The organism is Nocardia sp. NPDC019219 (genome assembly GCF_040632645.1).
GTDB classification, from domain to species: Bacteria; Actinomycetota; Actinomycetes; order Mycobacteriales; family Mycobacteriaceae; genus Nocardia; species Nocardia sputorum.
The window spans coordinates 187,451-211,063 of the sequence record NZ_JBEYCG010000004.1; the positions used below are offsets into that span (position 1 = coordinate 187,451).

The following is a 23,613-nucleotide window of genomic DNA, read 5'->3' on the forward strand; positions in this document are numbered from 1 at the left end:
ATGATCCCCGCTCTCGGCGGTGTTAACATGAACAGCCCGGCAAGGCGCCGGGGCGTACGGGGCTGAACGGTTTCGACTGCGTACGTTGATTCAGGGGAAGCGTGTCGGTGCAGGCAAGAGACCACCGTAAGCGTCGTTGCAACCAATTAAGCGCCGATTCTCATCAGCGCGAGTACGCTCTCGCTGCCTAACCAGCGAAGCGTCTCTGTCGGCCCGGGGCATGCCCTCGGCTCCGGTGCCGGCATCAGCTAGAGGGCTCACCGTCCTACTCGGTCGCGGAGTAGGGCGGGACATCGAACAGCGACTGGGATCGTCATCCGGGCTTGTTCGCGGGACCCGGAGATCCGAGTAGAGACACAGCGGACTGCACACGGAGAAGCCCTGAAGACGCGGCGGAGGACCCGGGTTCGATTCCCGGCAGCTCCACCAATGGAGGCGAGTGCTCGTGGAGAGCACTCGCCTTTTTGGTGGAGCTGAGTGTTTTGTGGGGGTGCAACCCCCACGCCCCGCCCGGCGGGCTTCGCCCCCGGACCCCCGGGTCGGTGGTTGCGTCGGGTGGTGGTGCGGGGGTTCTGTCAGTTGTTCACGTAAGTTCCCGCGAGCGGCGCTGTTCTGCCGACTTCACGCATTCGGGTCGCCGTAGGCTGCGGCGATGTCCTGGGAGCTGCTCCAGCGGCTGTAGGTGGGGGATTGGGGCCAGCCGGCGGGGGAGTCCTGCCATTCCTCTTGGCGGCCGTAGGGCAGCAGGTCGATCAGGGCGAAGGAGTGGCTGAGTTGTTCGGTGCCGCGGCCGCTGGTGTGCCAGGTGCGGTAGACGGTGTCGCCGTCGCGAAGGAAGACGTTGACCGCGAAGCCGCCGCCGGGCGGTGCGCCGACATCGGCGCCGAATGAACTGTTGGCCGTGGAGTACCAGGTCATCTTGTTTCCGACCCGCCGCTTGTAGGCGAGTGCCTCCTCGATCGGTCCCTGGGTGACGATGACGAAGCGGGCGTCGTAGTTGTTCAGGAACTCCAATCGGGTGAATTGCGAGGTGAAGCCGGTGCACCCCCCGCACTGCCACTGCTCGCCCGGGAACCACATGTGGTGGTAGACGATCAGCTGGGACATGCCGCGGAAGAGATCCACCAGCCGGACCGGCCCCTCCTCGCCTTCGAGGGTGTAGTCGGGCATCCGGACCATCGGCAGGCGGCGGCGCTGGGCGGCGATCGCGTCGAGTTCCCGGGTCGCGGCCTTCTCGCGGACGCGCAGCGCTTCGAGTCCGCGCTGCCAGGTGTCGGCGTCGACGACGGGCGGCAGTGCCGTAGTGCTCATGGGGTCCTCCCTGGCCGTATTCACGAGGTGCGGGTTGCACAGGTGTAGACCGGGCTCACGAGCAGAACTCATCGGTGACCGCTGCCTGTCGAGCGCCATGCCCGGGAACTCCGCGTTCCGGCGGCCCTTTCGAGGCGGCCCGGAAAGGGTTAATTGCGGCGAATCGGGCGGATTCTGTTTGGTTGCTGACTGTGGTGGAATGCCGGGGGTAATGTCCACTGAGCAGGGAAAATGGGGTGTTAGCCCCCCGGTATCTGGATGGCTGCCATGATGCTCGAAGCCGAGATGCGGTACCTCTGCTCCCGGAGCGGGAACAGAGGGCTCGGGGGTCTGACATGACCGCCGGGGTGGCGGGTAACGGCATGCGGTCGATCCTGCGTGCCGCATGTGTGAGCGTCGGGATCGATGCGAGCGATGCCGAGCCGGTCGAGGTGCCGGGCGTCTACCGGTTGCGCGGCGGGATCGTCGTGCGGATCGGTGCGCGGGGACAGAAGCTCGCGACCGCGCGGGAAGTCGCCGTGGCGCAATGGCTGGAGAGCTGTGGGGTGCCCGCGGCGCGCGTCGTCCCGGATATTCCGCAGCCGGTCGTGGTCGACGGCCGTCCGGTGACCTTTTGGCAGGAGTTGCCGCCACATCATCCCGGTGAACCCGGCGAGGTCGCCAGGGCGCTCGCCCAGCTGCATCGGCTGCCCCTGCCCGGGTTCGAGCTACGTAGGATGTCGCCCCTGGCTCGGATAGCGGACGAGATCGACGCCGCGCGGACGGTGACCGAGGACGACCGGCGGTGGCTGCACAAGCACCTGGAGGAATTACGTGGCCGCTGGAAGGCGCTGCCGCGGGGTCTGCCGTGGTCGGTGGTGCAGGGTGGGGACGACGGCGTGGTGGTCGGCGACGACGGCGAAGTGATCCTGGCCGGATTCGGACGGGCGATGATCGGTCCACCGGAGTGGGATCTGGTGTACACGGCGATCGAGTGCTGGACCGCCGCGAAGATCACCGCCGCGCAGTACGCCGAGTTCTGCGCCGGTTACGGACGCGACGTGATGCGCTGGGACGGTTTCTACCTGCTGCGCGATATCCAGGAGTTCCGCATGGCCTTGGCGTCGATGCGGGCCGCCGCCGTCGATCCCGCCTACCAGCGGCAGGCACTGCGCCGCCTCGCTTACATCCGCGGTGACGAGGGCATGCGGCCCTGGCCCGGGTGGGCGGACCTCGACTAGGCGCTCCTATCGGCAGCTTCTGGATCGCGTGCCCGCATAGTGCACACCGCGTCGGAGCAGCAGTTCGGTGTAGCGGGGGCCGGGCCCACAACGGGGCCGATAAGCCGGGAGCCGACACCGGGCACCCGGCCTGCCGCGCAGCAGATTATGGAGACGGACTTCGACACCTGGCGGCACCGGGTCGCCCTACGTCGTGCCCGGTTCGGGTAGCCGGATGCATGCATCAACGCGCCTTCGTCGACCCTGGTTCGCGTACAAGCGCCGGGTGTTGATGGTGACGACCGGCCCGCGCGGTCGTGGCCGTCGGCTCGTCCGCGCTGTTCCGCGGCAGCGAGCACCAGGGCGGCCAGGCTGGTGCCACGGACTGCGCGGCGGGGCCGCATCAGCACCACGCTGTCGGCCGCGCCCCCTACACAGACGAATCGGTTGGCGCTGACATCGACCTGGTGGACCTCGTCCCGGTCGACCATGACGAAGCCCATCAGCCCGTCGACAGTCTCGCCGCGCGGACGTCGAACGAGTCGCGGGGACGGACGGAGAGGAGGGTGTCGGGGACGTTGCCCAGGTGCGCGTCGCGCCAGCCGAGGGCTCGGCGACCTCGGGCCGGGCGCGGGCGCAGAACCGGGGCAACGTCCGTCATCCGCCGGACTGTAGCAGCGAACGTGCCGGGTCTCAGCCTTGCTGGGTAGGGACGACGACGAGCTCGGCGATGTTCACGTGCTGCGGTACGGCGACGGAGTAGGCGATCGCGTCGGCGATGTCGCCGGGTGTCAGGATCTCGATCGCCGTGCGCCACTGCTCCAGCCCGGCGCGCTGCTGCTCATCCTGCATCCCGGCGCCGAGTTCGGTGCCGACGAAACCGGGTTCGATGTTCTTCACCCGGACGCCGCGCGGCCCGAACTCGGCCCGCAGATTGCGAGTCAGATGCGCGACCGCTGCCTTGGTGGCGGTGTAGACGGCGTAATTGGGGAAGACCGTGTGGCCACCGATCGAGCCGACCAGAACCAGATCCGCTTTCCCGCCCTCGGTCGCGGCGGCCAGCAGGTCATCGATGAAAGCTCTTCCGGTGTAGAGCAGGCCGGTGATGTTGGTGCCGACCATCTGGTCCCACTCGTCGGTGAGCGCCGACTCGAACGGCGCGGCGAGCATGACGCCCGCGTTCGCTACGACCAGGTCGACGGGTCCGAACGCCGCCCGTACCGTGGCGGCGGCGTCACGCAGGGACAGCTGGTCGCCGACGTCGGCGACCACCGCGAGCGCGTCCGCGCCGATCTCGGCGGCGAGTTCCTCGATGCGATCCTTGCGCCTGCCCAGCAGGGCGACCTTGGCGCCCTCGGCTGCCAGCCGCCGCGCGGTGGCGGCGCCGATTCCACTCGATGCTCCGGTGACGACCGCGACGCGGCCGGTGAGGTTGTTCGTCATGTCCACTACCTTCCGTCCCGGCGAGCGCGCCTGACAGGCTGCGGACTTCCTGGTAGTCGCGGGGCCACCCAGGGCAGGCGCGGCTGACCTACGCTCGGTTCATGGATTCCGACAATCGACTGGGCGCCTTCCTGCGCGCGCGCCGCGAGCTGGTCCGACCGGAGGATTTCGGGATGTCGGGTGGCGGCCAGCGGCGGGTGGCGGGGCTGCGCCGGGAGGAGATCGCCTTACTCGCGGGGGTGAGCGCCGACTATTACGTGCGGCTGGAGCAAGGACGCGACCGGCACCCCTCCGAGCAGGTCATCGCGTCGCTGGCGCGGGTGTTCGCGCTGGACGAGGAGGGTACGGCGCATCTGCGGGAACTGGCCCGGCCGACCGTCAAGCGATCGAGGGCTCCGCGCAGGCCCGAACGCGTCGCCCCGGGGTTGCTGCGCCTGATGGACGCCTGGCCGCACACTCCGGCGCTGGTGCTGGGCAGATACCTGGACGTGCTGGCGGCGAATCCCTTGGCGGTCGCCGTCAACTCGTGCTCTGTCCCCGGGGTCAATCAGGTGCGGATGATCTTTCTCGATCCCGAGGCGCGCGACGTCTACCAGGATTGGCCGACCATCGCGGCGGACACCGTCGCCAGCCTGCGCGCGACCGCGGGCGGGGACCTGGACGATCCCCGCTTGACCGAACTGGTCGGGGAGCTTTCGCTGAAGAGCGAGGAGTTCCGGCAGCTGTGGGCGCGCCACGACGTGCGGGTGAAGACCGCGGGCGTCAAACAGTTCCGCAACCCCATGGTCGGGGACCTCACTTTGTCGTATGAGACGTTCAGCGTCAACGGCGCGCCGGGTCAGATGCTCATCGCCTACCACGCGGAACCGGGCTCGCCCTCGGAGCGGTCGCTGGCCCTGCTCGGCAGCCTGATCGCGGACGATCCCGAGACGACTGGGGAACAGCGCCGTGACGCCGGGCAACCGGGGGCGTCTCGGCAAAACGGCTGAGCGCGAACGAGTCGAGCAGCGCTCGCCGACTCAATCCTTCGCTTCGGTCCGTGTGGCCCCCGCCGACGCCGCGACCACACACGCGACGCCCGCCCATTGCCCGAGATTCATGACCTGACCGAGGACGACCAGGCCCGCGATCGCCGCGACCGCGGGCTCCAAGCTCATCAGTACACCGAAGACGCGGGGCGGAATCCGCCGCAGCGCTTCCAGCTCCACCGAATACGGCAGCACCGACGACAGCATCGCCACCGCGAATCCGGCGGCGAGCACGGTCGGCTCCAGCAGCGCCGCGCCCGCGTCGACGACGCCGACCGGCAGCATGACCAGTCCGCCGAACGCCATGGCCAGCGCCAGCCCGCCGCCGCCACTGGTCTGTTCGCCGAGTGCGGCGCTGAGCAGGATGTAGCCCGCCCAGCACGCCGCCGCGGCCAGCGCGAACAGCACACCGGCCCAGTTCACCTCGCCGTCCGCCCGGGTCAGCAGCAGCACGCCCGCGCCGGCGAGCAACGCCCACAGCGGGTCGATCCAGCGGCGTGATCCGGCCAGCGCGACGGTCAGCGGGCCCAGGAACTCGATGGTCACCGCCATCCCGAGCGGAATCCGATCGATCGCCTCGTAGAACGAAAGATTCATCAGCGCGAGCACCGCCCCGTACCCGAGCACGACCGGCAGGGCGCCGCGCGCCACCCGAAGCGCGGATCGCCAGATCACCAGCAGGACGATTCCGGCGAAGACCAGCCGCAGCGTGACCGCCCCGGCGGCGCCGGTCGCCGCGAACAGCTGCTTCGCCACCGCCGCGCCCACTTGCACGCTGACGATGCCCGCCAGCACGAGCGCCGTCGGCGGTACGCCACCGAGCCCCTGAGCGGCGATCGAACGCCAGACCGACACCGGCCTCGCTCCGCGCACCATCCGCTCGAAGTCGATCGCCACCACGCCGCACCTCCGTCGTTCTCGGGAAGACCTTCGGACACACAATCACGCGGGGGTGACATGACCTCCCGGCGGCACGGTATGGATGTCGATAAGCGGCAGCGCGGGCGCGGGATCGAGCGCGAACAGCCCTGGTCGTGCCGCCGTGAACCTGCGCGCCAGGAGGTTGCCGCACTGTTCGGATCTCGCATCGAGCAGGCTCATGAGGTCGACGGGCGAGCAGCGGTGGTGGGGTCGTGCGGCAAGGCAGCCTCGCCGGGGAATACACGCAGTCCAGCGATGCTGCAGTGACGCCGTACGACGATGCCGGGACGGGACCGGGGCGGCGGTCCGATCGAGATTCGGCGGTTCGCACCCCGTCGAGGCCGCGGGGGAGTGAGTATCTAGTTATCGCGCCGGTGCGCGGCCGGCGTCCGTTCGACGAAGAGCGACTCACGAGCGATAGGACCACCGCATGCGAAAACGAGTGGCCGCTTCGGCGGCGGCGATCGGAGCCGGCGCGGCAGTCGTCTCGGCCGTCTCGGCCGGAGCCACGGTGACCCAGGTAGGGATGTATCCCGGCATCAACTTCGGGTTGGTGACGAACTACGGGACGGGCTGCACCTACACCGCGCGCGCCACCGTGACCGACACTGTCGCACCGGTGACGTTCTACGACAACGGTATTCCGTTCGGGGTGGTCCGCCCTTCCGGCGGCGTCGCGCTGATCGACTGGGTGCCCGCCACGCCGGGGCCGCACACCGTCAGTGCGGTGCAGGAGCCGTACACGCCGTATGTGGCGGGTATCGACCTCCGGGTCGGCGAAGGCGTCCATCTGGGTTACGCGTGCGTCGTCCAGGGCGGTTGACGGCGAAGCTCGCCGTACCACCGCGCCGGTAGTGTCGAATCGGCGCTGCTGAGCTCGATCTTTCGGTAGGGAAGGGAGTCGGCATGCGAAGCAACGGGCCGATCGTGGTCGGTGTGGACGGGTCCGCCGGTTCGGGGGCGGCGGTCGCGTGGGGAGCGCAGACCGCCGCGCAGCATCGGGCGCCGCTGCGCCTCGTGCACGTGCTGGATCCGGTCGCCGACTACGGACCCGGCGTCACCGAACCGCTCACCAGCACCGACTACGCCCGGTTGGAGGATCACGGTCGCTGGGTGCTGAACACCGCGGCCGAGGAGGCGCGGATCGCGGTCCGGGCGCTGCGGGACATCGAGATCAGCACCGAGCTGGTGCACGAGCCGGTGGGTCCCGCGCTGCTGGACCGGACCGGCGCGGCGCGGATGATGGTGGTCGGCACCCGCGAGCGCGGGACCGTGCGGCGCGCTCTGCTGGGATCGGTCAGTGCCGCACTGGCACGGCGCGCCCGCTGTCCTATGGTCGTGGTCCGGGAAGGCGCGCCGCTCACCGCGGAAGCCAGGAAGCGGCTGATCGTCGTGGGGGTGGACGGCACGGAGATCAGCGAACCCGCCATCGAAGCGGCGCTGCACGAGGCCTCGGCGCGGGGTGCGCCGCTGCTGGCCCTGCACGTCTGGACCGGCGTCGAAATGCCTTCCGTGAGCGCCGAACTCGCGGTGGATACCGAGAAGCAGATCGTGCTGGCGGAAAGTCTCGCCGGATGGCAGGAGCGCTTTCCCGATGTCGAGATCCGGCGCGAGATCGTGACCGACCGGCCCGAACGCTGTCTGCTCGAACGCTCCGGACAGGCTCAGCTGCTCGTGGTCGGCAGCCGGGGCCGGGGCGGTTTCGCCGGCATGCTGCTCGGCTCGACCAGTCAGGCACTGCTGCTGTCGGTGGCGTGCCCGATCATGGTCGTTCGCGATGTCTCGATGGCGGTGCGCTATCTGCCCGAGTGAGCGTCATGCTCCCGTCGTAGAGCCCGGCCGGACGATCATCAGGATGGTGACCGCCGCCCACAGCAGGTTGAACACCCCCGTGTCCATGGCCAGGCGGCGGATCAGCGCCGGGGTGGTCCCCGTCAGGTCGGCGAGGATCTTCTGCTGGCCGGGCAGCACGAGCAGGGCCAGCACACCCGCCGCGGCCGCGGTCAATCCGATCGACACCACCAGCCAGACGTCTCCGAGCACGCCCAGGCTCAGCGCGGTGAGCAGGCCGAAGGCCGGGACCACGACGCCGAGCAGGGCATAGACCCGGCAGATGCGATGCAACGTGCCGAGAACGGCGGGGTCGTGGCCGGTCGCGGGGACGGCGAGGGCGCGGCGGGTGGTGGCGGGGAACATGCTGGCCGCCACCGTCACCGGGCCGACGGCGATGATCACGGCGAGCACGTGGACCGAGAGCAGGAACTTCGTCACGGCGGTCGACACTAACGACGGAGGCGGGCCGACGGAATTGGCGAAAGTGCCATATACCGTTTGATTCCAGCCAAGACGATGAACTGTGGATATGTGGTGGACAGCCAGCAATAGCTGCTTGGCTGGATTCGACCGGATGTCTACTCTATTGCCATGCACACCGTGGTCGTCCTGGCGTTGGACCAGGTGGTCGCGTTCGATCTGGCCACGCCGGTGGAGGTGTTCGGGCGGACCTGTCTCCCCGATGGCAGGCCCGCCTATCGCGTGCTGGTCTGCGCGGGCACGCCGACGGTCGACGCCGGAGTGTTCACTATGCACGCGCCGCGCGGGCTCGAAGCACTGGGCGAAGCCGACACGATCGTGCTGCCGGGCTGCGCCGACCCGACCCTGCCGGTGCCGGACGAGGTGGTCGACGCGCTGCGCCGGGCCGCGGCCGCGGGCACCCGTATCGCGTCGATCTGCTCCGGCGCGTTCATCCTGGCGGCTACCGGATTGCTCGACGGCCACCGCGCTACCACGCATTGGCTCGCCGCCGCCGAACTCGCGGCTCGCTATCCGGATATCGAGGTGGACCCCGACGTGCTGTATGTGGACAACGGCGCCCTGCTCACCTCCGCGGGTGCCGCGGCCGGGATCGACCTGTGCCTGCACATGGTCCGTCGGGACTACGGATCGGCGGTCGCTGCCGACGCGGCCAGGAAGTCGGTCGTCCCGTTGGAGCGGGAAGGCGGGCAGGCGCAGTTCATCGTGCACGACCTGCCGCCGACGCCGCGCGGCTCCGCGCTGGAGCCGGTGCTGCGGTGGATCCAGGACAACTCCGCACGGGATCTCTCCCTCGACGACATCGCCGCCCACGCCGGGATGAGCACCCGCACGCTCAACCGGCGGTTTCGCGAGCACACCGGAACCACCCCCTTGCAGTGGCTGCTGCGCGCCCGGATCCGGCAGGCCCAGCATCTGCTCGAAGCCACCAGCCACTCGGTCGACCGGATCGCGGGCCAGGTCGGTTTCGGGTCGCCCACCGCGTTCCGCGACCGCTTCAAGCGAGTGGTCGGGACGAGCCCGCACAGCTACCGGGCGGCTTTCCACGGCTCCGGCCCGAGTCGGCTCGGCTAGCCCGGGGGCGTGCCGGGCCGGCCGATGAGTTCTCGCGCGTCGCCCCGTCGGATCAAGCGACAACCCGCGAACACCGATCCAGGAGCCACGCACATGAGGAAAATCACCGCCGGTCTGTTCATCGCCCTCGACGGCGTCATCGAGGACCCGCAGGACTGGCATTTCCCCTATTTCGACGACGCCATGGGCGCGGCGGTCGACGCCCAGCTCGGCGCCGCCGACACCCTGCTGCTCGGCCGCAGGACTTATGACGGTTTCGCGGGCGCGTGGCCGGAGCGTGAAGCAGCGGGCGGCCCGGACGCGGCGTTCGCGAAGAAGCTGGGCGACGCGCGCAAGATCGTGGTGACCCGGCAGCACCGCGACTTCCCTTGGCGCAACTCCGAAGTGCTCGACGGCGACCTGATCGAGGCCGTGACGGCGTTGAAGAATCAGCCGGGCGGCGACATCGGCATGAGCGGTTCGGTCTCGGTCGTCCGTCAGTTGCTGGCCGCCGGGCTGTTGGACGAACTGCACCTGCTGGTGCACCCGATCGCGGTCGGCAGGGGCGAGCGCCTGTTCGAAGACGGCGCGGCCACGATCCCGCTGCGCCTGCTGTCCTCGGAGACCTTCGACACCGGCGTGCTGCATCTGGTCTACACCCGGGACGAGGCCGCGCTCACCGGCACCTATGAGGAGGCGAAAGTCCATCTGTCCCAAGGGGTCCAGTAGGGCGGTCAGCTCGGGGAATCCGCGGCCATGGTGAGCAAGAGGTCGCGCAGGGTCTGCTGCTGAGCTTCGGTCAGCGAGGTCAAGGGTGAGTTCGCGCCGAGCAATTCCACGGCGTCGTCTCGGCGTCGCAGGCCGGTCGGTGTCAGCACGATTTGTTTGGCGCGCCGGTCGGTGGGGTGCGGCTCGCGGCGGACCAAGCCCTGCTGCTCCAGCCGGTCCAGCACGAAGGTCGCGTTGGACGGCTCACACGACATCCGCGCCGCCAGCTCCCTGGCGGTGATCGGCTCGGACAACTCGCGCAGGGCGATCACCTGCGACGGGGTGAGGCCGAGCTGCTCGGCGACGCGGCGGACGTGCACGTCGAGCCGGTGGGTGAACCGATGCACCAGCTTGCAGACGTCGCGGTCGAGTTCGGTGTCCACCACGGGATTCGGCTGCCGCGTCATTGCACCGAGTCTAGCGCTTTCGATTCGAACTGTGATAGTTCTAGTTCAAATCATTTCAGCTCGAATTATGCGGAAGGCGTGGGATGCGGTCCTCGGTGTTCTCTCTCGGGTTCGTGGTGTTCTGCCTGACCACCGGCGAGTTCGTGATCGCGGGCATCCTGCCCGAGGTCGCGGACGGTCTGGGCGTCTCGGTGGGCGCGGCGGGTGCGCTGGTGACGGCCTATGCCGTCGGCATGATCGGCGGTGGACCGGTGGTCACGGTGCTGACCGCGCGAGTGGCGCGCAAGCCTTTGGTCATCGGATTGATGCTGGTGTCGATACTGGCGAACCTGGGCTCGGCGCTCGCGCCGAATTACGTTGTGCTGGTGGCGACCCGGTGCGCCGCGGGCTCCGTGGTAGCCACCTTCTTCGCGGTCGCGATCGCCACCGCGGTCTCGACCGCGCAACCGGGCTTCGAAGCGGCGGCGGTGGCGCGGGTGGCCCTCGGGATGAACCTGGGCATCGTGCTCGGCACTCCACTCGGCGCGGCCATCGGCCAAAATCTCACCTGGCGAGCGACTTTCGCGACCGTAGCGTTGTGCGTGGCGGCGGCGCTTCCGCTGGTCCTGCGGTTCATGCCGGACATGCCGGGATCGGCGGCGGGCTCGATCACGGGGGAGCTGCGCGTGTTCACCGATCGCGCTGTGCTCTGGGCCTTGGCGCTCACCGCCGTCGGAAACCTCGGCGCCGTCATGGTGTTCACCTACATCGCACCGCTGCTCACCGAGGTCGGCAGGTTTCCCGCGGCCGCGGTGCCCGTCCTGCTCTTGGTCTACGGTCTGGGCGCGGTGGTCGGCAACCAGCTCGGCGGCAAGCTCGCAGACCGGGCGTTGCTGCCCTCGGTGACCGCGCTGTTGGCCGCGCTCGCCGTCGTGCTGGTGCTGCTGCGACTGGCCGGTGACGTCCGGATCCTCGTGGTGCCGTTGCTCTTCCTGCTCGGTGCGCTCGCCTTCGCGATCATCCCGGGTATGCAGGCCAGGGTGATCGCGGCGGCGACGGCGGCTCCGACCCTGGCCGTCGCGGTGAACGCGTCGGGCTATCAGCTCGCCGCGGCGGGCGCGGGGCGGATCGGCGGCGCGGTCCTCGGCGACGGGTCGGGTCTGCCGTCGCTCTATCCGGTCGGTGCGGCGCTCACCGCTCTCGGGGTCGCGCTGGCGGCCTACCTGCTCTGGCGCGACCGCCGGATTCGAGCGAACGCGCAGAAGTGCTCTCGCCCGGCGGAATTCGACAAAATCTAATGTCCGAGCGCTTTCGCGACGATGCCCCCGGTCACCGCTTTGATGAGGTAATTGGTGGAGTCGTGCGGCGCCGCGCCGTTGTCGAAATACTGCTCGGTGACCGGAACGACGGCCCTGCCGGGATACGGCGGAAAGAACGGAGTGAGGTCGAGGTGGGCCGCCACGAGGTCGTCCTCGTCGACCAGGTTGTGCCAGTTCGTCACGGATTTCGGCACGCTGCTCGGCTGGGGTCGCAGCCTGTCGTACACGACCGTGCGCAAACCGAGCGGCGAGCCCATGGTCAGCAAGGTCACCGGTTGGTCGGTGCGGTGCAGCGCCTCATAGGCCACCACGCTGCCGAGGGAGTGCGCGATGACCAGGCGGGTGTCGGGACCGATGTGGTCGAGCACCTGCCGCTGGGCGTACTCCCGCACCTCGTCCTCGGTGAAGTACCGGGCCACCTGGGACAGCGCGCGGATGACGAACTTCTGCGCCAACCCGAAGCCGAACGGCGCGAACCAGCGCAACCGCATCAGCGCGTTGAGCGCGGGCCGCAGTCGCGCGTGGGCTCCCTGCGCCACCGCGTCCGGTGGTGGCGGAGTACCGAGCCTGCGGGCCGTCGCGCGGTCACGCTCGTCGCCGGCGTGCGCGGCGGCCGTCGCGAGCCATTCGGCGGCGATCTGCTCCATCAGATCGAGCTGGGTCTCGTCCAGTTCGGTCCCGGTACCTTGAGCGCCCTCGACCAGGAAGCGATTGCCGTAGAAGGCCATCCGGGTGGACAAGCCGCCGGGAGTGCCGTTGCGCCACAAGCGGTCCGCGAGTTCCGGCGCACCGTGGTTGCGGACGCCCCCCGCGAGGCCGGGCAGCCAGCGCGCCTCCAATGTGTCGGCCGATTCCTGTTCCTGCGCGATGCCGTGTACGAGGACGATCGTCGCCAACGTCCCACCCCTTCCGATCCCCGGTGTCGGGAACAGTGTCCCCCATCGGGGCCGCCTCGGCAGCGTGGATCACCGTCCGGGGCGGTTTCGCGTGCGGATCGCTTTGCCTAGTGGCGCAATCGAATTCGCGAGGCCGAACAGCACACGCTCGGCGATCGAGTGCTGCGCGGGCAGGACGGCGAGCTGCCGGGCGAGGTCGAGTCCGTTGACGATCGCGGTGTTCGACTCGATCAGCCCGTCCCGCACGACGAACACGTCGGTGCCGAGGAGATCGAGGCGCCTTCCGTTCGGCGCCAGTCCGATCAGCCTGGCGGTGCCGTCGAACCGGCCCCGCATCCGCCAGTGCACCACGGCGCGGTCGTCCTGCGCCGTGACCGAGAGGATGTCCACCGCCAAGTCGGGAATTGCGGCGTGCACGTCGCGGAAGAAGGCCACGATCTCTTCCGGAGCGCGCAAGTCGGCGACGCCGACGAACACATCGACGGCACCGGGCCGCCAGCAGTCGGCGGCGGTCTGCCAGTCCTGCTCGCCGATCGCCTCGACATAACGACGCGCGACCGCGCCCGGGTCCCCTGGGTTGGTCACCGATAGTCCTTTCGCCGTTGCGCAGCGGCGCTTTGTTCCGCTGCGCCCATCATGGCGCTCGGAGCGGCGATTGACACACGTTCGACACAATGAAACGCTAGTTCTTGCTTTGACTCATGAGTGCCGGAACGGGGTCGATGATGACCGGATTCGAGGAGCGCGCACCGGGCAAGACGGTGCGGATCGCGATCGTGACCTATCCGGGGATGACCGCGCTCGACGCGATCGGCCCGTACGAGGTGCTGCGATTCGCGCCGGGGGTGGAAATCCGCTTCGTCTGGCACGAGCCCGGGCCGATCACGACCGACAGCGGTGTGCTGCTGCTCGGCGCCACGCATTCGTTCGACGAGACGCCCGCGCCCGACATCGTGCTCGTCCCCGGTGGACCCGGTTCGGCGGCGGCCGCCGTCGACGACGCGCTCTTGGCCTGGCTGCGTCGAGCACATCACGGCACCCTGTGGACGACGTCGGTGTGCACGGGTTCGCTGGTGCTGGCCGCGGCCGGACTGTTGCGCGGACGCCCGGCCACCACGCATTGGCTGGCGCAGTCGGCCTTACGGGCACTCGGAGCGGACGCTCGCCCGGACGAGCGAGTCGTGCGCGACGGGAAGATCCTCACGGCCGCGGGGGTCTCCGCGGGCATCGACTTGGCGCTGTGGCTGGTCGGGGAGATCTTCGGCGCGGAGCAGGCGCAAACCGCGCAATTGATCATCGAATACGACCCGCAACCGCCGTACGACGCGGGTCATGTCGGCAAGGCATCCCGTGCCGTGCGGCTGGCCGCCACCGCCCAGCAGGCCAGGACGGTGCTCGAACCGGGCAATCTCGGGGAGTTCGCCAGGCTGTCGGCGGCCGTGCCGCGGCTGGCGTGGCGCAGCGCGATCCGTCGCGTGCGCGAACGGGGCAAAGGTCTCAGGCGTCCCGCCACTTGATCGAGCAACCCATGCTCGGCCGGTGCGGTTCGGGGGCGGGCGCGCCCGCCAGCACGGCTTCGACAGCCGTGCGCAAGTCGTCTCCGGTCAGCGGCTTCCCGTTGCCGGGTGTGGATTCGTCGAACGCGCCGCGGTAGGCGAGTCGCAGATCCGCGTCGTAGAGGAAGAAATCAGGGGTGCACGCGGCGCGGAAGGCCCGCCCGACGTGCTGCTGCTCATCGACGAGATAGGGGAAGGTCCAGCCTGCGCGGATCGCTTGGTCGCGCAGCCGCAGGGGGGCGTCGTCCGGGTAGGCGGTGGCGTCGTTGGTGCAGATCGCCACGGTCGGCATGGACGGCAGCGAGTCGACCAGTTCGCCGAGCGCCGCCTCGATGTGCTTGACGTAGGGGCAGTGATTGCAGGCGAAGACGACCAGCAGACCGGGCCCGTCCGCGAAGTCGTCCCGGGAGTAGATCCGCTGGTCGAGGTCGGGAAGAGAGAAGTCGGGTAGCGGGGTGCCGATGGGAACCATGTGTGAGGTATGCGCCATGGTGTGCCTTCCGTCGGGATCGCAGAGGACAGCGGGAGCCTAACCCCGCGTCGTCCGATTCGTCGGAAATACGCTGATGAGCCGTCAGTCGGCGTGGCGGCCGTCCCAGCTGGCCAGATCCGACGGATCGGTGTTCGCTCCGCACAGCACCACGCACACCCGTTGGCCCGGATCGGGCCGGAACGCGGGCTCGTCGCCGAGTATCGCCGCGAGGGCGGTCGCCGCGCCGTGCTCGACGGCGATCCGCCGCCGCGCCCACAGGGCGCCGCGCGCCGCGACGATCGCGGCGTCGTCGACCAGCACGGACTCCACGTCGTACTGCCGTGCGGCCGTCAGCGCCATCTCCGACGCACGCCGGGCGCCGAGCGAGTCCGCGGCGACCGAGTCGACCTCCACGTCCACGACCTCTCCGGCCGCGATCGCGGCATGCAGCGCGCGGCACCGGGCGGGCTCCACGGCGACGGTCCGGACGCCGTAGTGCTCCGCCGTGGTGGCCACACCCGAGAACAGCCCGCCGCCGCCTACGGCGACCACGACGGCACCGAGATCTGGAATCCGCTCGTGGATCTCCGTCATGAGCGTGCCCGCTCCCGCGGCGATGAGCGGGTTGTCGTAAGCGTGGGAGAGCAGGGCGCCGGTGGCGTCGGCGAATTCACGACTGGCCGCCAGCGCGTCGGCGTACTGTGTCCCGACCAGGCGGACGTCCGCGCCATAGGAGGTGAGCCGGTCCACTTTCACCCGGGGGGCGGTGGCCGGCAGAAACACCGTGGCGGGGATCCCCTGACTGCGGGCCGCCCACGCACAGGCCAGACCGGCGTTACCGCCCGAGGCGATCGTCACCCCCACCTCCGGGAGCGTGCCGTTCTCCCGGTGCGCGAGCAAGAAGTTCACCGCACCGCGTGCCTTGAAGCTTCCGGTGTGCTGCAGGAATTCCAGTGCGAACCACAGGTGGCCCGTATGGTCGGCCTGCGCCACGGTCACCGGCCTGACCAGGCCGCGCACCCGCTCGGCGGCAGCCTTCACGTCGCTGTGAGTCAGTTCCATCGAGTTCCTCGTCTACCGTGCCGCGCCGCTCAGTGCTCGCGGCGGTGTGGCACGAACTCCAAGGTGAGCAGAGCGGCGGCCGCGATCACCACTTCGCGCCAGCGGATCAAGGCATAGCGCTGATCCGACAGCGCGTGGAACTTCCGCAGGAAGCGGTAGAGCGATTCCAGCCGGATCAGCGGATCGGCGAGGTGCACCAGCAGGTAGAGCAGCGTGGCCGTGCGTGATCTCTCCTTCTCGGCGAATAGTTCCGGGAACGGGGCGAAGGCGAGCGAAATCCGATGGATGCCGTGCGCCGCGGCATAGTCCACCAGATCGATGATCATGCGTTCGTCCAGGCCGTTGGGCGCGTCCTTGCGCCGCCACGGGACGTCCAGGCTGAGTTCCCGCCCGCGCCCGGAAATGCCGTAGCGCTGGAAGCCGACGGGATTGCCGTCCGCGTCGCTGGCGATGACCACCAGCATGTTCGGATTCCGCCCGTCGAGCAGGTGGTCCAGGATCATCGAGAAGCCGCGAGTCTGCCTGCCCCGCCGCCACTCGTCGACGATGGCCAGCAACTCCTCGCGCCGCGCCTCGGTCAGCGCCGACTCGTACACCACCTCGGTGGTGACGCCGAAATTCCTGGTCCGGCTCACGGCTTGGCGCAGATTACGGAACTTGCGTCCGACCAGGTCGAACTCGCCCACGTCGAGCACCACGTCGCGGCCGATCGGCACCGCGTGCAGGCCGCGATGCTCCAGTGCCCACACCTGCCACAACTCGGCCATTTCCCGGCTCGCGCCCAGGACGGCGACGCGCCAGCCACGGTTGACCGCGAAGTCGGAGAACGCCGCGACCAGTTCGGGGAATGCCGCGCGATCGCCGATCGGGTCGCCCGCTACGGCGGCGATGCCGAAGCGAGCGCGGTAACCGATCGCGGCGGTCGACGACGCGTTGAAGAAGTAGGTCTTGGACGAGTGCAAGGCGAACGGCGCCAGCGGATCGCCCTCGGTGCGGCCGACCAGCTCGGCCACCCGGTACAGCTGGTCGGGCTGCGGTTTGCTGGCTGTGGGCAGCACCAGGACGAAGCCGGCGGCCGCCAGCAGCACGAAACCGGCGTCGGGATGCTCGGCGCGGTAGGTCAGATGCGCGACGGCCAGCACCAGCACCGCGGCGGTGGCATGCGGAAGCGTGATCGGCCTGCGCAGATGCAGCCCGCGCGCGACGAACACCCCGGACAGTGCGAGCCCCACCAACCAGCCGTGGGCGGCGCCCTCGTGCGCGGTCAGGTCGGCTTCGTAGGTCGAGGTCACCGCGATCAGCAGCGCCACGCTGACCAGCACAGCGCGCGTACCCGGCGTGGTGGTGAGGGCGGCCGCGCGGTAGCCGCCGAGTGAGGCGGCGCGCAGCGTACGGGAGCCGGAGGTTTCCTGACCGTCAGGCACGACCGGGCTCCGCCCTGCCCTCGCGCTCCGTTACCCACGACAGTCTCGCCATGGTGGCCCTCCAGATGATCGCCTACCGAACACACTATGCGGCACCACCGGTCGAGGGGAAACGCCTTTTCGAACCACCCGGTGGGCGGCACGAATCGAGACCTGCCACGGACGAGGGTGACCCACGGGGCAAACATCGGATGAATCTTGTTTTATTCCTTCGCCGAACGAACAGTTCCGCGGTGACGGCCGCCGCGGTGCGCGGTGCGAGCCGTCCGCCATGCCCGTCGTGCGGGCGAGCGCAGTAACGTCGGCGACGCCGTCGGGCAGCGCGAGATCGGTCGACGCGAACGTCACGGGCGTGGTCAGCGGCCTCGAGGCTCCGCTCGCGGTGGGCGACCGGTGCGATGGCGGCCGGACCCCCGAAGCGCGGCACCCGCGCCGCAGGAAGAATCCTTCGGCTACACCATGATTGCTGTGCACCATCGAGAACCACTTGAGAAGGTCGGCAATTCAACCTTCCTGCTTTCTCTGTGGGACTGTTTCCTGGAATTGCGGTCCAATTGCCAGTCGATCGGCGTGTATCCGAGATTTTCCTGTCTCCCGTTGCCATGCTCAGTGCCTGGCTGATCCGAACCAACCGCCTGAGGAGTGGGCGCGACGAGAGGTTTCGACTGTGAGACTGAGCTGGATGGCGACTATCGCGCTGGTCGCCGCCGCCGTGGCCGGGTGTTCCGACGACACCTCGGCGAGCGAGGCGGCGACCTCGACGAGTGCCGCTGCCGCCCCGAGCGCTCCGGCGACGACGACGGGAGCGCGCGACGAGGAGGTGGCCGACGGCGGTATTCGCATTTTGCTGGGTGAAGCGAAAAAGGTGCCGGTACCCGCCGATGTCGTCCTCGATATCCGGGCGCCCGCCGCGTGGGGCCCGGCCGCCGACGGCATTCGCTGCACGGTGACCGATAGTTCCGGTCGGAATGAAGATCTGCGTTCGTCGGACGCCAAGAAGACCGACGCGTTCGGGGGGACGGAATGGGTGACGGTGTGGACGTTCTCCTCCGTGCCGAACACCGATGTCACCGTCGGCTGCCGCGACCCGGAATCGAAAATCGCCGCGGCCCAGCGAGATCCGTACCTGCGTGTGGTGCCGCGTGCGATCGTCCCGATCGCCGCACCGCAGCGCTGACCCCGCGGTCCGGCGCCCGGCTCAGGCGGCGCGCACCGCGACCGGCCGGTAGACCCGGGACGCCAGTGTCTGCAACACCATGAGGCGGGTCAGCTGGTTGCGCAGCCAGATGTGGCCGCCGGTGGCCGGGATCAGCATGGAACTGCTCGCGCGCACCGAGCGCTGCGCTCGCAGTACCGTCGGACGCCGGGAGTAGCGTCGGCGTCATGGACGATGCCGCCGTCTACCGCGAGCGGCCGTCGCGGTACGAGGGCGCCGTGTTGTGGACCAAGACCGTCGACGGCCGGCGCCCGCTACCGCCGGTTCTTCCCGACGGCTGCATGGATCTGATCTGGATGAACGGCCGATTGATCGTCGCGGGGCCGGACACCCGAGCCCACCAGCCCGGTGGGTCGTCCGGTGATCGGTATGTCGGCATCCGGTTCTTTCCCGGTACGGCGCCCGCCTTACTCGGCGTCCCCGCGCGCGAGTTGCGCAACCTGCGGATCGATCTGGCCCAGGTGTGGCCCTCGGCGGTGGTCCGGCCGCTGGTCGATCGAATCGCGGCCACCGACGATCAGGCGGCCGTGCTGGAACACATCGTGCGGTGGCGCGCGGCCGAGACCGAACCGGCCGACCCGCTCCTGCGGAAGGTGGTCGGCGCGCTGGACGCCGGATGGCCGGTGGCGGCGGTAGCCGACGCGGCCGGGCTGAATGAGCGCACCTTGCGCCGCCGCTGTCTGGACGCCTTCGGCTACGGCCCGAAAACCCTGGCGCGGGTGCTGCGCCTGCAACGCGCGCTGGCCACGGCACGCCGCGGCGTACCGCTCGCCGACACCGCGTTGCGGGCCGGTTTCGCCGACCAGGCACACCTCTCCCGTGAGGTGCGCGCGCTGGCGGGAATCCCACTGGGCGAGTTGCTCGCCCGGCCCTAGCGCGCCGACCGTCGATGGCGCGGTGCCGCTACTCGCTCGTGGACGGAAGAGCGGCGTACAGGTCGACGCCGTTGCCGTCCGGGTCCTGCACCGCCGCGTAGCGCTGCCCCCAGAACGCGTCCCACGGCTTCAGCTCGCCATGGTATCCGGCGTCCACCAGTTCGGCGTAGAGGGTGTCGACCTCCGCGGGATCGGCGCAGCGGAAGGCGAGCCCGATCCGGCCCCCACCGGTCGGGGGCGTCCAATCGGCGTGGAACGACCGGATGACCGCTTCGGTGTCCAGCGTGAGCCGCATGCCGTTGGGCAGGGCGGCCTCGGCGTGTCCTTCCTGTTCCGCCCCTTCCGGAAAGTTCAGTCCGAGGCGGCGGTAGAAGGCCACCGCGGCGGCCATATCGCTGACGACGATGCCGACGACGTCGAATTGTGGTGTCATACCGGTAGCGTAGGCAGGGGCGTGGTGGACCGTCTTGAACGAATCGGACAAGCGCCTAGCGCGCGGGCGCGGGCACCAGTTCGGCGATCAGGTTCTCGACCAGGATGCGGATGCGGTCGCGGATGGTGCGGACCACGTCGATGGTCTGGTCCGCGGGATCGGGCAGCATCCAGTCGCGGTAGCTGATGCCGGGGAAGAACGGGCAGGCGTCGCCCGCGCCCATGGTGACCACCACGTCGGAGATGCCGATCGCGTCCATGGTGAGCGGCTTGGGGGTATGGCCGGAGATGTCGATGCCGATTTCGGCCATGGCGTCCACCACCGTGGTGTTCAGGGTCTCGGCCGGCGCGCTGCCCGCCGACCGTACGTCGAACCGTTCACCCGCGAGGGCGGTGAGGAACCCGGCAGCCATTTGCGAGCGGCCCGCGTTGTGCTCGCAGACGAACAGCACACTGGGCTTGTGGGACATGGGAACGCCTTTCGATGTGCAAGGTGGAGCATAGTGTGCTGGCCACCGGACCGGCCGTCCGGCTGTTGTTAGCGAAACGCTTTCGCAGCGTACGAGATACGTATACCAGCGCGCCGTGAATCGTTACGGCGCGCGGTGCTCGAGCGTGCGCGCGGGTGCGGCGCCCGCAGGTCAGCGGCCCGAATCCGTTACCGCACAGCTTCCGCGGCGTCCTCGGACGCCGGAGCGCCGGAGCGGACTGGACGGTAGCGCCGGAGTGTCGGGCCTGCAAACACCGGTACCCCGGTCGACGTGGGTCGACCGGGGTACGGGTACGCGTCGGCGAAGGTGGATCCGGTGGGCCGGGGGAACGGATTCCCGGGCGGGATCAGATCGGACGCAGGTCGATCATCTTGCGCAGCCGCTGCCGGTCGCGTTCGAGGCGGCGCGCTTCGTAGGCGATCGGGAAGTAGCGCAACCGCTCCGGCAGCAGCGGGACCAGTCGCGCGATCAGCCAGCCGAGCACGCGCAGTTTGCGTTCGTCCGCCGCAGTCCAGGTCAGCCCGAGCTTCTGCCGCGCGACCTCGGGCGTGGTGCCGACCGTCACGAAGTACTGCAGCCGGCCGATCGGCGCCACCGCCGCCTTCCAGACGGGATGCAGCGCGCGCGGCAGTTGCTTCGGCGGAGCGACGGAGCGGATCACCCGCAGGTAGTCGCGCGCGGTGTCGGTGGCGACCAGGTGGTTGGCGACGGTGTCGTCGAAGAACTTCTCGAACTCGGTGTAGTTCGCGGGGATCTCCTTGGGCGCCACCGAGAAGTTGCGCAGCAGCTGCAGCGTCTCCTGGAAATACGCCTCCTTGTCCGCCGCGGTGAGCGGGCGCTTGGCGAAGTACTTGGCGCTCTCGGTGAAGGCGAACGTCCCGGTGTGCAGCACCCAGGCCCACGGAGCGCTGGACAGCGCGGTGTGCCGCACGCCGTTGGCGTCGGTGGTGTTCAGCGACGCGTGCAACTCGCGCAGCCGGTCGGCTTCGGCGAGCGCCTCCTCGCCGCCGTAGACCCACATCATCACCGATGCCAGGCTGCGCATGGCGCGGCCCATCGGATCGGTGCGGAAGGTGGAGTACTCGTCCACCACGGCGGAGATGGTCGGCTCCATGGTCTGCAGCAGGAAGGCCGAGCCCGCCGTGAGGGAGAAGGTGACCAGGCCGGTCTGTTCCCACATCTGCGTGCCCGGTTCGATCGGGCGGCGAGGCGGCAGCGTGCGCGCGCCGGTGGATTCGCGTGCGACGGACACGGTCATCGTGATCTCCCTTGATCGGCCGAACTCAATACAATGAGATGATAACCCTACAAATCTCTCATCGTCTATCGGTGATCGGCCATCGCGCCGGTGCCCCTAGGCTGTGCGGATATGACGACCGAGTGGCGCAGTCGTACCGGCCGGATCGGGGTGCTCACGGGCGCGGGCATCTCCACCGATTCCGGCATCCCCGATTTCCGCGGGCCGCGTGGTGTGTGGACCAAGGATCCGATCGCCGAACTGCTGTCGACCTATCAGAATTATGTGGCCGACGCGGGCCTGCGGGAACGCTCCTGGCTCGCGCGGCGGGACAATCCGGCGTGGCAGGCGGTGCCCAACGCCGCCCACAAGGCCCTCGCCGACCTGGAGCGCGCCGGGCGGGCGGTCACCATCATCACCCAGAACATCGATCGCCTGCATCAGCGGGCGGGGTCGTCGCCGGATCGGGTGATCGAGATCCACGGCAACATGTTCGAGGTCGTCTGCATCGAATGCGACTACCAGACCTCGATGTCCGCGACCCTGGAGCGGGTGGCCGCGGGCGAACCCGACCCGCCGTGTCCCGGCTGCGGTGGCATCCTCAAAGCCGCCACCGTGATGTTCGGACAGCAGATGGACCGGCGCACCATGACCAAGGCCGCGCTCACCGCCGAGACGAGCGACATCTTCCTGGCCATCGGCACGTCGTTGCAGGTCGAGCCCGCCGCCTCGATGTGCTCGATCGCGGTGCGCGCCGGCGCCGATCTGGTCATCGTGAACGCCGAGCCGACGCCGTACGACGCCATGGCCACCGAAATCATCCGCGAGCCCATCGGCACGGCCGTGCCTCGCCTGGTCGCCGAAATCCTCGCCGCCTGAGCCCAGGGCTCAGCCGGCCGGGCCGAGCACCCTTTCGAGGTAGGGGTTGGCGAAACGCCCCTTCGGGTCGAAGCGACGTCGCACCTCGGCGAACCGATCCCACTCGGGATAGCGGCTCCGCAGGGTCGCGGCGGTCTGGAAGTGACGTTTGCCCCAGTGCGGGCGGCCCTGATAGCGGTCGAACACCGCTTCGCAGGCGCGGAAGTACGGCTCGAAATCCATGCCACGGTACTGGTGCACCGCGATGTAGCAGGTGTCGCGACCGCCCGCCGGGGACAGGAACGCGTCGTCGGGCGCGACCCACCGCACCTCGATGGGCATCGGGGTGTGGAATCGAGTGCTCAGCTCCTTGATCTCGCGAATCGCGTCGACGGAGTGCTCGCGCGGGATGGCGTACTCCATCTCGGTGAAGCGGATCAGGCGCGGCGACGCGAACACCCGGTAGGAGCGGTCGACCTGGCGCCGGTAGCTGCCCGCGTAGGCGGCGCTGCGCTGGATGAAGGGGACCAGGCGCGGCTGCCTGCGGCTCACTCGGCACAGCGCGTCGAACACGTAGTTGGACATCAGGATGTCGGCGAACCAGTCCACCGCCTTGGGGCGCGGCTGCTCGGGCAGGGTGACGCGATTGTTGCGCTTGGTCATGGCCAGCGGGCTGTGCGCGAACATGTAGAACTCGAAATGATCGTTGCCGTCGACGAACGAATCCAGGTCGGCCAGGACCTCTTCCACCGGGATCGGTCGCTCGATGCCCTCCAGCACGAAGGACGGCACCACGCGCAGCGTCACGGCGGTGACGACGCCGAGCGCGCCGATGCCGACCCGCGCCGCCCGCCAGCCGTCGGGATCGGTGTGCTCGTTCAGTTCGACCAGGCTTCCGTCGGCGAGCATCAGTTCCACCGAATGCGCTGCGGCGGAGAGGTTCTGCAAGGTCGCGCCGGTGCCGTGGGTGGCGGTGGCGATGGCGCCCGCGACGGTCTGCACGTCGATGTCGCCCAGGTTCGGGAAGGCGAGGCCGTGCTCGTGCAGGGCGGTGCTGGCCGCGTTCAGGCTGATGCCCGCCTCCACCCGGACCAGGCCCTCGGCTCGGTCGACGTCGAGCACCCGGTTCATTGCCGCCAGGCTCAGCAGCGTGCCGTCGGTCAGGACGGCGTCGGTGAACGAATGGCCGGTGCCCGCGACGCGCACGCTGCGACCTTCGGCTTCGGCTTCGGCGAGCAGGCCGGCCACCTCGTCGACGGAGCGCGGCGTGGCGATGAGCGCGGGCGCGCACCGTTGATCGCCCGCCCAGTTCACCCACGAATTGGTCATGTGACCAACTTTACGGGAGCGGGC

Annotated in this window: 28 protein-coding genes and 1 other RNA gene; 12 read left to right on the forward strand and 17 right to left on the reverse strand. The window is 69.3% G+C overall.

Annotated elements, in window-relative coordinates; genetic code table 11:
* The first annotated feature begins 58 nt into the window (after positions 1–58).
* Positions 59–429: a transfer-messenger RNA gene (ssrA, locus tag ABZ552_RS10280) on the forward strand.
* 192 nt (positions 430–621) lie between these two features.
* On the opposite strand, the gene ABZ552_RS10285 is transcribed toward ssrA, so the two are convergent.
* Entirely contained in the window at positions 622–1,311 is a 690-nt protein-coding gene (locus ABZ552_RS10285; RefSeq protein WP_281917533.1) for a DUF899 family protein, read from the reverse strand.
* A 335-nt stretch (positions 1,312–1,646) separates the two neighbouring features.
* Here ABZ552_RS10285 and ABZ552_RS10290 point away from each other — a divergent pair, with 335 nt between their 5' ends.
* Entirely contained in the window at positions 1,647–2,531 is an 885-nt protein-coding gene (locus ABZ552_RS10290) for a phosphotransferase (protein ID WP_357436485.1), read from the forward strand.
* Positions 2,532–3,012: 481 nt separating this feature from the next.
* On the opposite strand, the gene ABZ552_RS10295 is transcribed toward ABZ552_RS10290, so the two are convergent.
* Together ABZ552_RS10295 and ABZ552_RS10300 are read right to left on the reverse strand one after the other, a co-directional pair.
* Positions 3,013–3,171, reverse strand: a complete 159-nt coding sequence (locus ABZ552_RS10295; RefSeq protein ID WP_357436487.1) for a hypothetical protein — start codon at positions 3,169–3,171, stop codon at positions 3,013–3,015.
* A 32-nt stretch (positions 3,172–3,203) separates the two neighbouring features.
* Positions 3,204–3,953 (reverse strand): SDR family oxidoreductase, encoded by a 750-nt coding sequence (locus ABZ552_RS10300; protein WP_281917536.1) that lies wholly within the window; start codon positions 3,951–3,953, stop codon positions 3,204–3,206.
* Positions 3,954–4,054: 101 nt separating this feature from the next.
* On the opposite strand from ABZ552_RS10300, the gene ABZ552_RS10305 reads away from it, so the two are divergent.
* On the forward strand, positions 4,055–4,942 hold the full coding sequence (locus ABZ552_RS10305) for a helix-turn-helix transcriptional regulator (RefSeq protein WP_357436489.1): 888 nt from the start codon (positions 4,055–4,057) through the stop codon (positions 4,940–4,942).
* Between the two features lie 30 nt (positions 4,943–4,972).
* On the opposite strand, the gene ABZ552_RS10310 is transcribed toward ABZ552_RS10305, so the two are convergent.
* Together ABZ552_RS10310 and ABZ552_RS10315 are read right to left on the reverse strand one after the other, a co-directional pair.
* Positions 4,973–5,878 (reverse strand): EamA family transporter, encoded by a 906-nt coding sequence (locus ABZ552_RS10310; protein ID WP_281878131.1) that lies wholly within the window; start codon positions 5,876–5,878, stop codon positions 4,973–4,975.
* A gap of 45 nt (positions 5,879–5,923) precedes the next feature.
* Positions 5,924–6,082, reverse strand: coding sequence for a hypothetical protein (locus tag ABZ552_RS10315; protein WP_357436491.1), 159 nt, complete (start codon positions 6,080–6,082; stop codon positions 5,924–5,926).
* 250 nt (positions 6,083–6,332) lie between these two features.
* Between ABZ552_RS10315 and ABZ552_RS10320 the strand changes: the two genes are divergently transcribed.
* Positions 6,333–6,725 carry a hypothetical protein gene (locus ABZ552_RS10320; RefSeq protein WP_281878132.1) on the forward strand — a complete coding sequence of 131 codons (393 nt, stop codon included), beginning with the start codon at positions 6,333–6,335 and terminating at the stop codon, positions 6,723–6,725.
* An 83-nt stretch (positions 6,726–6,808) separates the two neighbouring features.
* The gene (locus tag ABZ552_RS10325; RefSeq protein WP_281878133.1) at positions 6,809–7,714 is read left to right on the forward strand and encodes a universal stress protein; all 906 of its coding nucleotides are present in this window, start codon (positions 6,809–6,811) and stop codon (positions 7,712–7,714) included.
* 3 nt (positions 7,715–7,717) lie between these two features.
* On the opposite strand, the gene ABZ552_RS10330 is transcribed toward ABZ552_RS10325, so the two are convergent.
* Positions 7,718–8,173, reverse strand: a complete 456-nt coding sequence (locus ABZ552_RS10330; RefSeq protein WP_281878134.1) for a hypothetical protein — start codon at positions 8,171–8,173, stop codon at positions 7,718–7,720.
* Positions 8,174–8,326: 153 nt separating this feature from the next.
* On the opposite strand from ABZ552_RS10330, the gene ABZ552_RS10335 reads away from it, so the two are divergent.
* Both ABZ552_RS10335 and ABZ552_RS10340 read left to right on the forward strand, forming a co-directional pair.
* Positions 8,327–9,289, forward strand: coding sequence for a helix-turn-helix domain-containing protein (locus ABZ552_RS10335; RefSeq protein WP_357436494.1), 963 nt, complete (start codon positions 8,327–8,329; stop codon positions 9,287–9,289).
* A 93-nt stretch (positions 9,290–9,382) separates the two neighbouring features.
* The gene (locus tag ABZ552_RS10340; RefSeq protein ID WP_357436496.1) at positions 9,383–9,997 is read left to right on the forward strand and encodes a dihydrofolate reductase family protein; all 615 of its coding nucleotides are present in this window, start codon (positions 9,383–9,385) and stop codon (positions 9,995–9,997) included.
* A 5-nt stretch (positions 9,998–10,002) separates the two neighbouring features.
* Here ABZ552_RS10340 and ABZ552_RS10345 read toward each other — a convergent pair whose 3' ends face one another.
* A complete protein-coding gene (locus ABZ552_RS10345; RefSeq protein ID WP_281878137.1) occupies positions 10,003–10,443 on the reverse strand; it encodes a MarR family transcriptional regulator in 441 nt (146 codons plus the stop codon).
* 83 nt (positions 10,444–10,526) lie between these two features.
* Between ABZ552_RS10345 and ABZ552_RS10350 the strand changes: the two genes are divergently transcribed.
* Positions 10,527–11,720 carry an MFS transporter gene (locus ABZ552_RS10350; RefSeq protein WP_357436499.1) on the forward strand — a complete coding sequence of 398 codons (1,194 nt, stop codon included), beginning with the start codon at positions 10,527–10,529 and terminating at the stop codon, positions 11,718–11,720.
* Here the strand turns inward: ABZ552_RS10350 and ABZ552_RS10355 are convergent.
* Both ABZ552_RS10355 and ABZ552_RS10360 read right to left on the reverse strand, forming a co-directional pair.
* Positions 11,717–12,637 (reverse strand): hypothetical protein, encoded by a 921-nt coding sequence (locus ABZ552_RS10355; RefSeq protein WP_357436501.1) that lies wholly within the window; start codon positions 12,635–12,637, stop codon positions 11,717–11,719. The genes ABZ552_RS10350 and ABZ552_RS10355 overlap by 4 nt on opposite strands.
* 69 nt (positions 12,638–12,706) lie before the next feature.
* Positions 12,707–13,222 (reverse strand): ester cyclase, encoded by a 516-nt coding sequence (locus tag ABZ552_RS10360; RefSeq protein WP_281878140.1) that lies wholly within the window; start codon positions 13,220–13,222, stop codon positions 12,707–12,709.
* 140 nt (positions 13,223–13,362) lie between these two features.
* Here ABZ552_RS10360 and ABZ552_RS10365 point away from each other — a divergent pair, with 140 nt between their 5' ends.
* Positions 13,363–14,154, forward strand: coding sequence for a DJ-1/PfpI family protein (locus tag ABZ552_RS10365; RefSeq protein ID WP_357436814.1), 792 nt, complete (start codon positions 13,363–13,365; stop codon positions 14,152–14,154).
* On the opposite strand, the gene ABZ552_RS10370 is transcribed toward ABZ552_RS10365, so the two are convergent.
* The 3 genes from ABZ552_RS10370 to ABZ552_RS10380 form a co-directional block, all read right to left on the reverse strand.
* Positions 14,135–14,683, reverse strand: a complete 549-nt coding sequence (locus ABZ552_RS10370) for a thioredoxin family protein (RefSeq protein WP_281878141.1) — start codon at positions 14,681–14,683, stop codon at positions 14,135–14,137. The two genes, ABZ552_RS10365 and ABZ552_RS10370, sit on opposite strands and share 20 nt — an antisense overlap.
* Positions 14,684–14,767: 84 nt before the next feature.
* On the reverse strand, positions 14,768–15,727 hold the full coding sequence (locus ABZ552_RS10375) for a threonine/serine dehydratase (RefSeq protein WP_281878142.1): 960 nt from the start codon (positions 15,725–15,727) through the stop codon (positions 14,768–14,770).
* A 29-nt stretch (positions 15,728–15,756) separates the two neighbouring features.
* Complete coding sequence (locus ABZ552_RS10380; RefSeq protein WP_281878143.1) at positions 15,757–17,151, reverse strand: phosphatidylglycerol lysyltransferase domain-containing protein; 1,395 nt, start codon at positions 17,149–17,151, stop codon at positions 15,757–15,759.
* Positions 17,152–17,833: 682 nt separating this feature from the next.
* On the opposite strand from ABZ552_RS10380, the gene ABZ552_RS10385 reads away from it, so the two are divergent.
* On the forward strand, positions 17,834–18,328 hold the full coding sequence (locus tag ABZ552_RS10385) for a hypothetical protein (protein ID WP_281917544.1): 495 nt from the start codon (positions 17,834–17,836) through the stop codon (positions 18,326–18,328).
* 21 nt (positions 18,329–18,349) lie between these two features.
* Here ABZ552_RS10385 and ABZ552_RS10390 read toward each other — a convergent pair whose 3' ends face one another.
* A complete protein-coding gene (locus ABZ552_RS10390; RefSeq protein ID WP_281878145.1) occupies positions 18,350–18,484 on the reverse strand; it encodes a hypothetical protein in 135 nt (44 codons plus the stop codon).
* Between the two features lie 50 nt (positions 18,485–18,534).
* Between ABZ552_RS10390 and ABZ552_RS10395 the strand changes: the two genes are divergently transcribed.
* Positions 18,535–19,242 carry a helix-turn-helix transcriptional regulator gene (locus tag ABZ552_RS10395; RefSeq protein ID WP_281878146.1) on the forward strand — a complete coding sequence of 236 codons (708 nt, stop codon included), beginning with the start codon at positions 18,535–18,537 and terminating at the stop codon, positions 19,240–19,242.
* 28 nt (positions 19,243–19,270) lie between these two features.
* Here the strand turns inward: ABZ552_RS10395 and ABZ552_RS10400 are convergent, their stop codons facing one another.
* The 3 genes from ABZ552_RS10400 to ABZ552_RS10410 form a co-directional block, all read right to left on the reverse strand.
* On the reverse strand, positions 19,271–19,675 hold the full coding sequence (locus ABZ552_RS10400) for a VOC family protein (RefSeq protein ID WP_357436505.1): 405 nt from the start codon (positions 19,673–19,675) through the stop codon (positions 19,271–19,273).
* Positions 19,676–19,730: 55 nt separating this feature from the next.
* Positions 19,731–20,144 carry an arsenate reductase ArsC gene (locus ABZ552_RS10405; RefSeq protein ID WP_281878148.1) on the reverse strand — a complete coding sequence of 138 codons (414 nt, stop codon included), beginning with the start codon at positions 20,142–20,144 and terminating at the stop codon, positions 19,731–19,733.
* 367 nt (positions 20,145–20,511) lie between these two features.
* A complete protein-coding gene (locus ABZ552_RS10410; RefSeq protein ID WP_357436507.1) occupies positions 20,512–21,423 on the reverse strand; it encodes an oxygenase MpaB family protein in 912 nt (303 codons plus the stop codon).
* 111 nt (positions 21,424–21,534) lie between these two features.
* Here ABZ552_RS10410 and ABZ552_RS10415 point away from each other — a divergent pair, with 111 nt between their 5' ends.
* Positions 21,535–22,281: a Sir2 family NAD-dependent protein deacetylase gene (locus tag ABZ552_RS10415; RefSeq protein WP_357436508.1), complete on the forward strand. Its 747-nt coding sequence runs from the start codon at positions 21,535–21,537 to the stop codon at positions 22,279–22,281.
* Positions 22,282–22,290: 9 nt separating this feature from the next.
* Here ABZ552_RS10415 and ABZ552_RS10420 read toward each other — a convergent pair whose 3' ends face one another.
* Positions 22,291–23,589: a D-arabinono-1,4-lactone oxidase gene (locus tag ABZ552_RS10420; protein WP_357436509.1), complete on the reverse strand. Its 1,299-nt coding sequence runs from the start codon at positions 23,587–23,589 to the stop codon at positions 22,291–22,293.
* Positions 23,590–23,613 lie beyond the last annotated feature (24 nt).

Excerpts from the sequence above, each read along its gene's own strand:
- ABZ552_RS10285 (WP_281917533.1), bottom strand. The coding sequence starts at position 1,311 with ATGAGCACTACGGCACTGCCGCCCGTCGTCGACGCCGACACCTGGCAG.
- ABZ552_RS10290 (WP_357436485.1), top strand. The coding sequence starts at position 1,647 with ATGACCGCCGGGGTGGCGGGTAACGGCATGCGGTCGATCCTGCGTGCC.
- ABZ552_RS10295 (WP_357436487.1), bottom strand. The coding sequence starts at position 3,171 with ATGACGGACGTTGCCCCGGTTCTGCGCCCGCGCCCGGCCCGAGGTCGC.
- ABZ552_RS10300 (WP_281917536.1), bottom strand. The coding sequence starts at position 3,953 with ATGACGAACAACCTCACCGGCCGCGTCGCGGTCGTCACCGGAGCATCG.
- ABZ552_RS10305 (WP_357436489.1), top strand. The coding sequence starts at position 4,055 with ATGGATTCCGACAATCGACTGGGCGCCTTCCTGCGCGCGCGCCGCGAG.
- ABZ552_RS10315 (WP_357436491.1), bottom strand. The coding sequence starts at position 6,082 with ATGAGCCTGCTCGATGCGAGATCCGAACAGTGCGGCAACCTCCTGGCG.
- ABZ552_RS10320 (WP_281878132.1), top strand. The coding sequence starts at position 6,333 with ATGCGAAAACGAGTGGCCGCTTCGGCGGCGGCGATCGGAGCCGGCGCG.
- ABZ552_RS10325 (WP_281878133.1), top strand. The coding sequence starts at position 6,809 with ATGCGAAGCAACGGGCCGATCGTGGTCGGTGTGGACGGGTCCGCCGGT.
- ABZ552_RS10335 (WP_357436494.1), top strand. The coding sequence starts at position 8,327 with ATGCACACCGTGGTCGTCCTGGCGTTGGACCAGGTGGTCGCGTTCGAT.
- ABZ552_RS10340 (WP_357436496.1), top strand. The coding sequence starts at position 9,383 with ATGAGGAAAATCACCGCCGGTCTGTTCATCGCCCTCGACGGCGTCATC.
- ABZ552_RS10345 (WP_281878137.1), bottom strand. The coding sequence starts at position 10,443 with ATGACGCGGCAGCCGAATCCCGTGGTGGACACCGAACTCGACCGCGAC.
- ABZ552_RS10350 (WP_357436499.1), top strand. The coding sequence starts at position 10,527 with ATGCGGTCCTCGGTGTTCTCTCTCGGGTTCGTGGTGTTCTGCCTGACC.
- ABZ552_RS10365 (WP_357436814.1), top strand. The coding sequence starts at position 13,363 with ATGACCGGATTCGAGGAGCGCGCACCGGGCAAGACGGTGCGGATCGCG.
- ABZ552_RS10370 (WP_281878141.1), bottom strand. The coding sequence starts at position 14,683 with ATGGCGCATACCTCACACATGGTTCCCATCGGCACCCCGCTACCCGAC.
- ABZ552_RS10375 (WP_281878142.1), bottom strand. The coding sequence starts at position 15,727 with ATGGAACTGACTCACAGCGACGTGAAGGCTGCCGCCGAGCGGGTGCGC.
- ABZ552_RS10385 (WP_281917544.1), top strand. The coding sequence starts at position 17,834 with ATGGCGACTATCGCGCTGGTCGCCGCCGCCGTGGCCGGGTGTTCCGAC.
- ABZ552_RS10395 (WP_281878146.1), top strand. The coding sequence starts at position 18,535 with ATGGACGATGCCGCCGTCTACCGCGAGCGGCCGTCGCGGTACGAGGGC.
- ABZ552_RS10400 (WP_357436505.1), bottom strand. The coding sequence starts at position 19,675 with ATGACACCACAATTCGACGTCGTCGGCATCGTCGTCAGCGATATGGCC.
- ABZ552_RS10405 (WP_281878148.1), bottom strand. The coding sequence starts at position 20,144 with ATGTCCCACAAGCCCAGTGTGCTGTTCGTCTGCGAGCACAACGCGGGC.
- ABZ552_RS10410 (WP_357436507.1), bottom strand. The coding sequence starts at position 21,423 with ATGACCGTGTCCGTCGCACGCGAATCCACCGGCGCGCGCACGCTGCCG.
- ABZ552_RS10415 (WP_357436508.1), top strand. The coding sequence starts at position 21,535 with ATGACGACCGAGTGGCGCAGTCGTACCGGCCGGATCGGGGTGCTCACG.
- ABZ552_RS10420 (WP_357436509.1), bottom strand. The coding sequence starts at position 23,589 with ATGACCAATTCGTGGGTGAACTGGGCGGGCGATCAACGGTGCGCGCCC.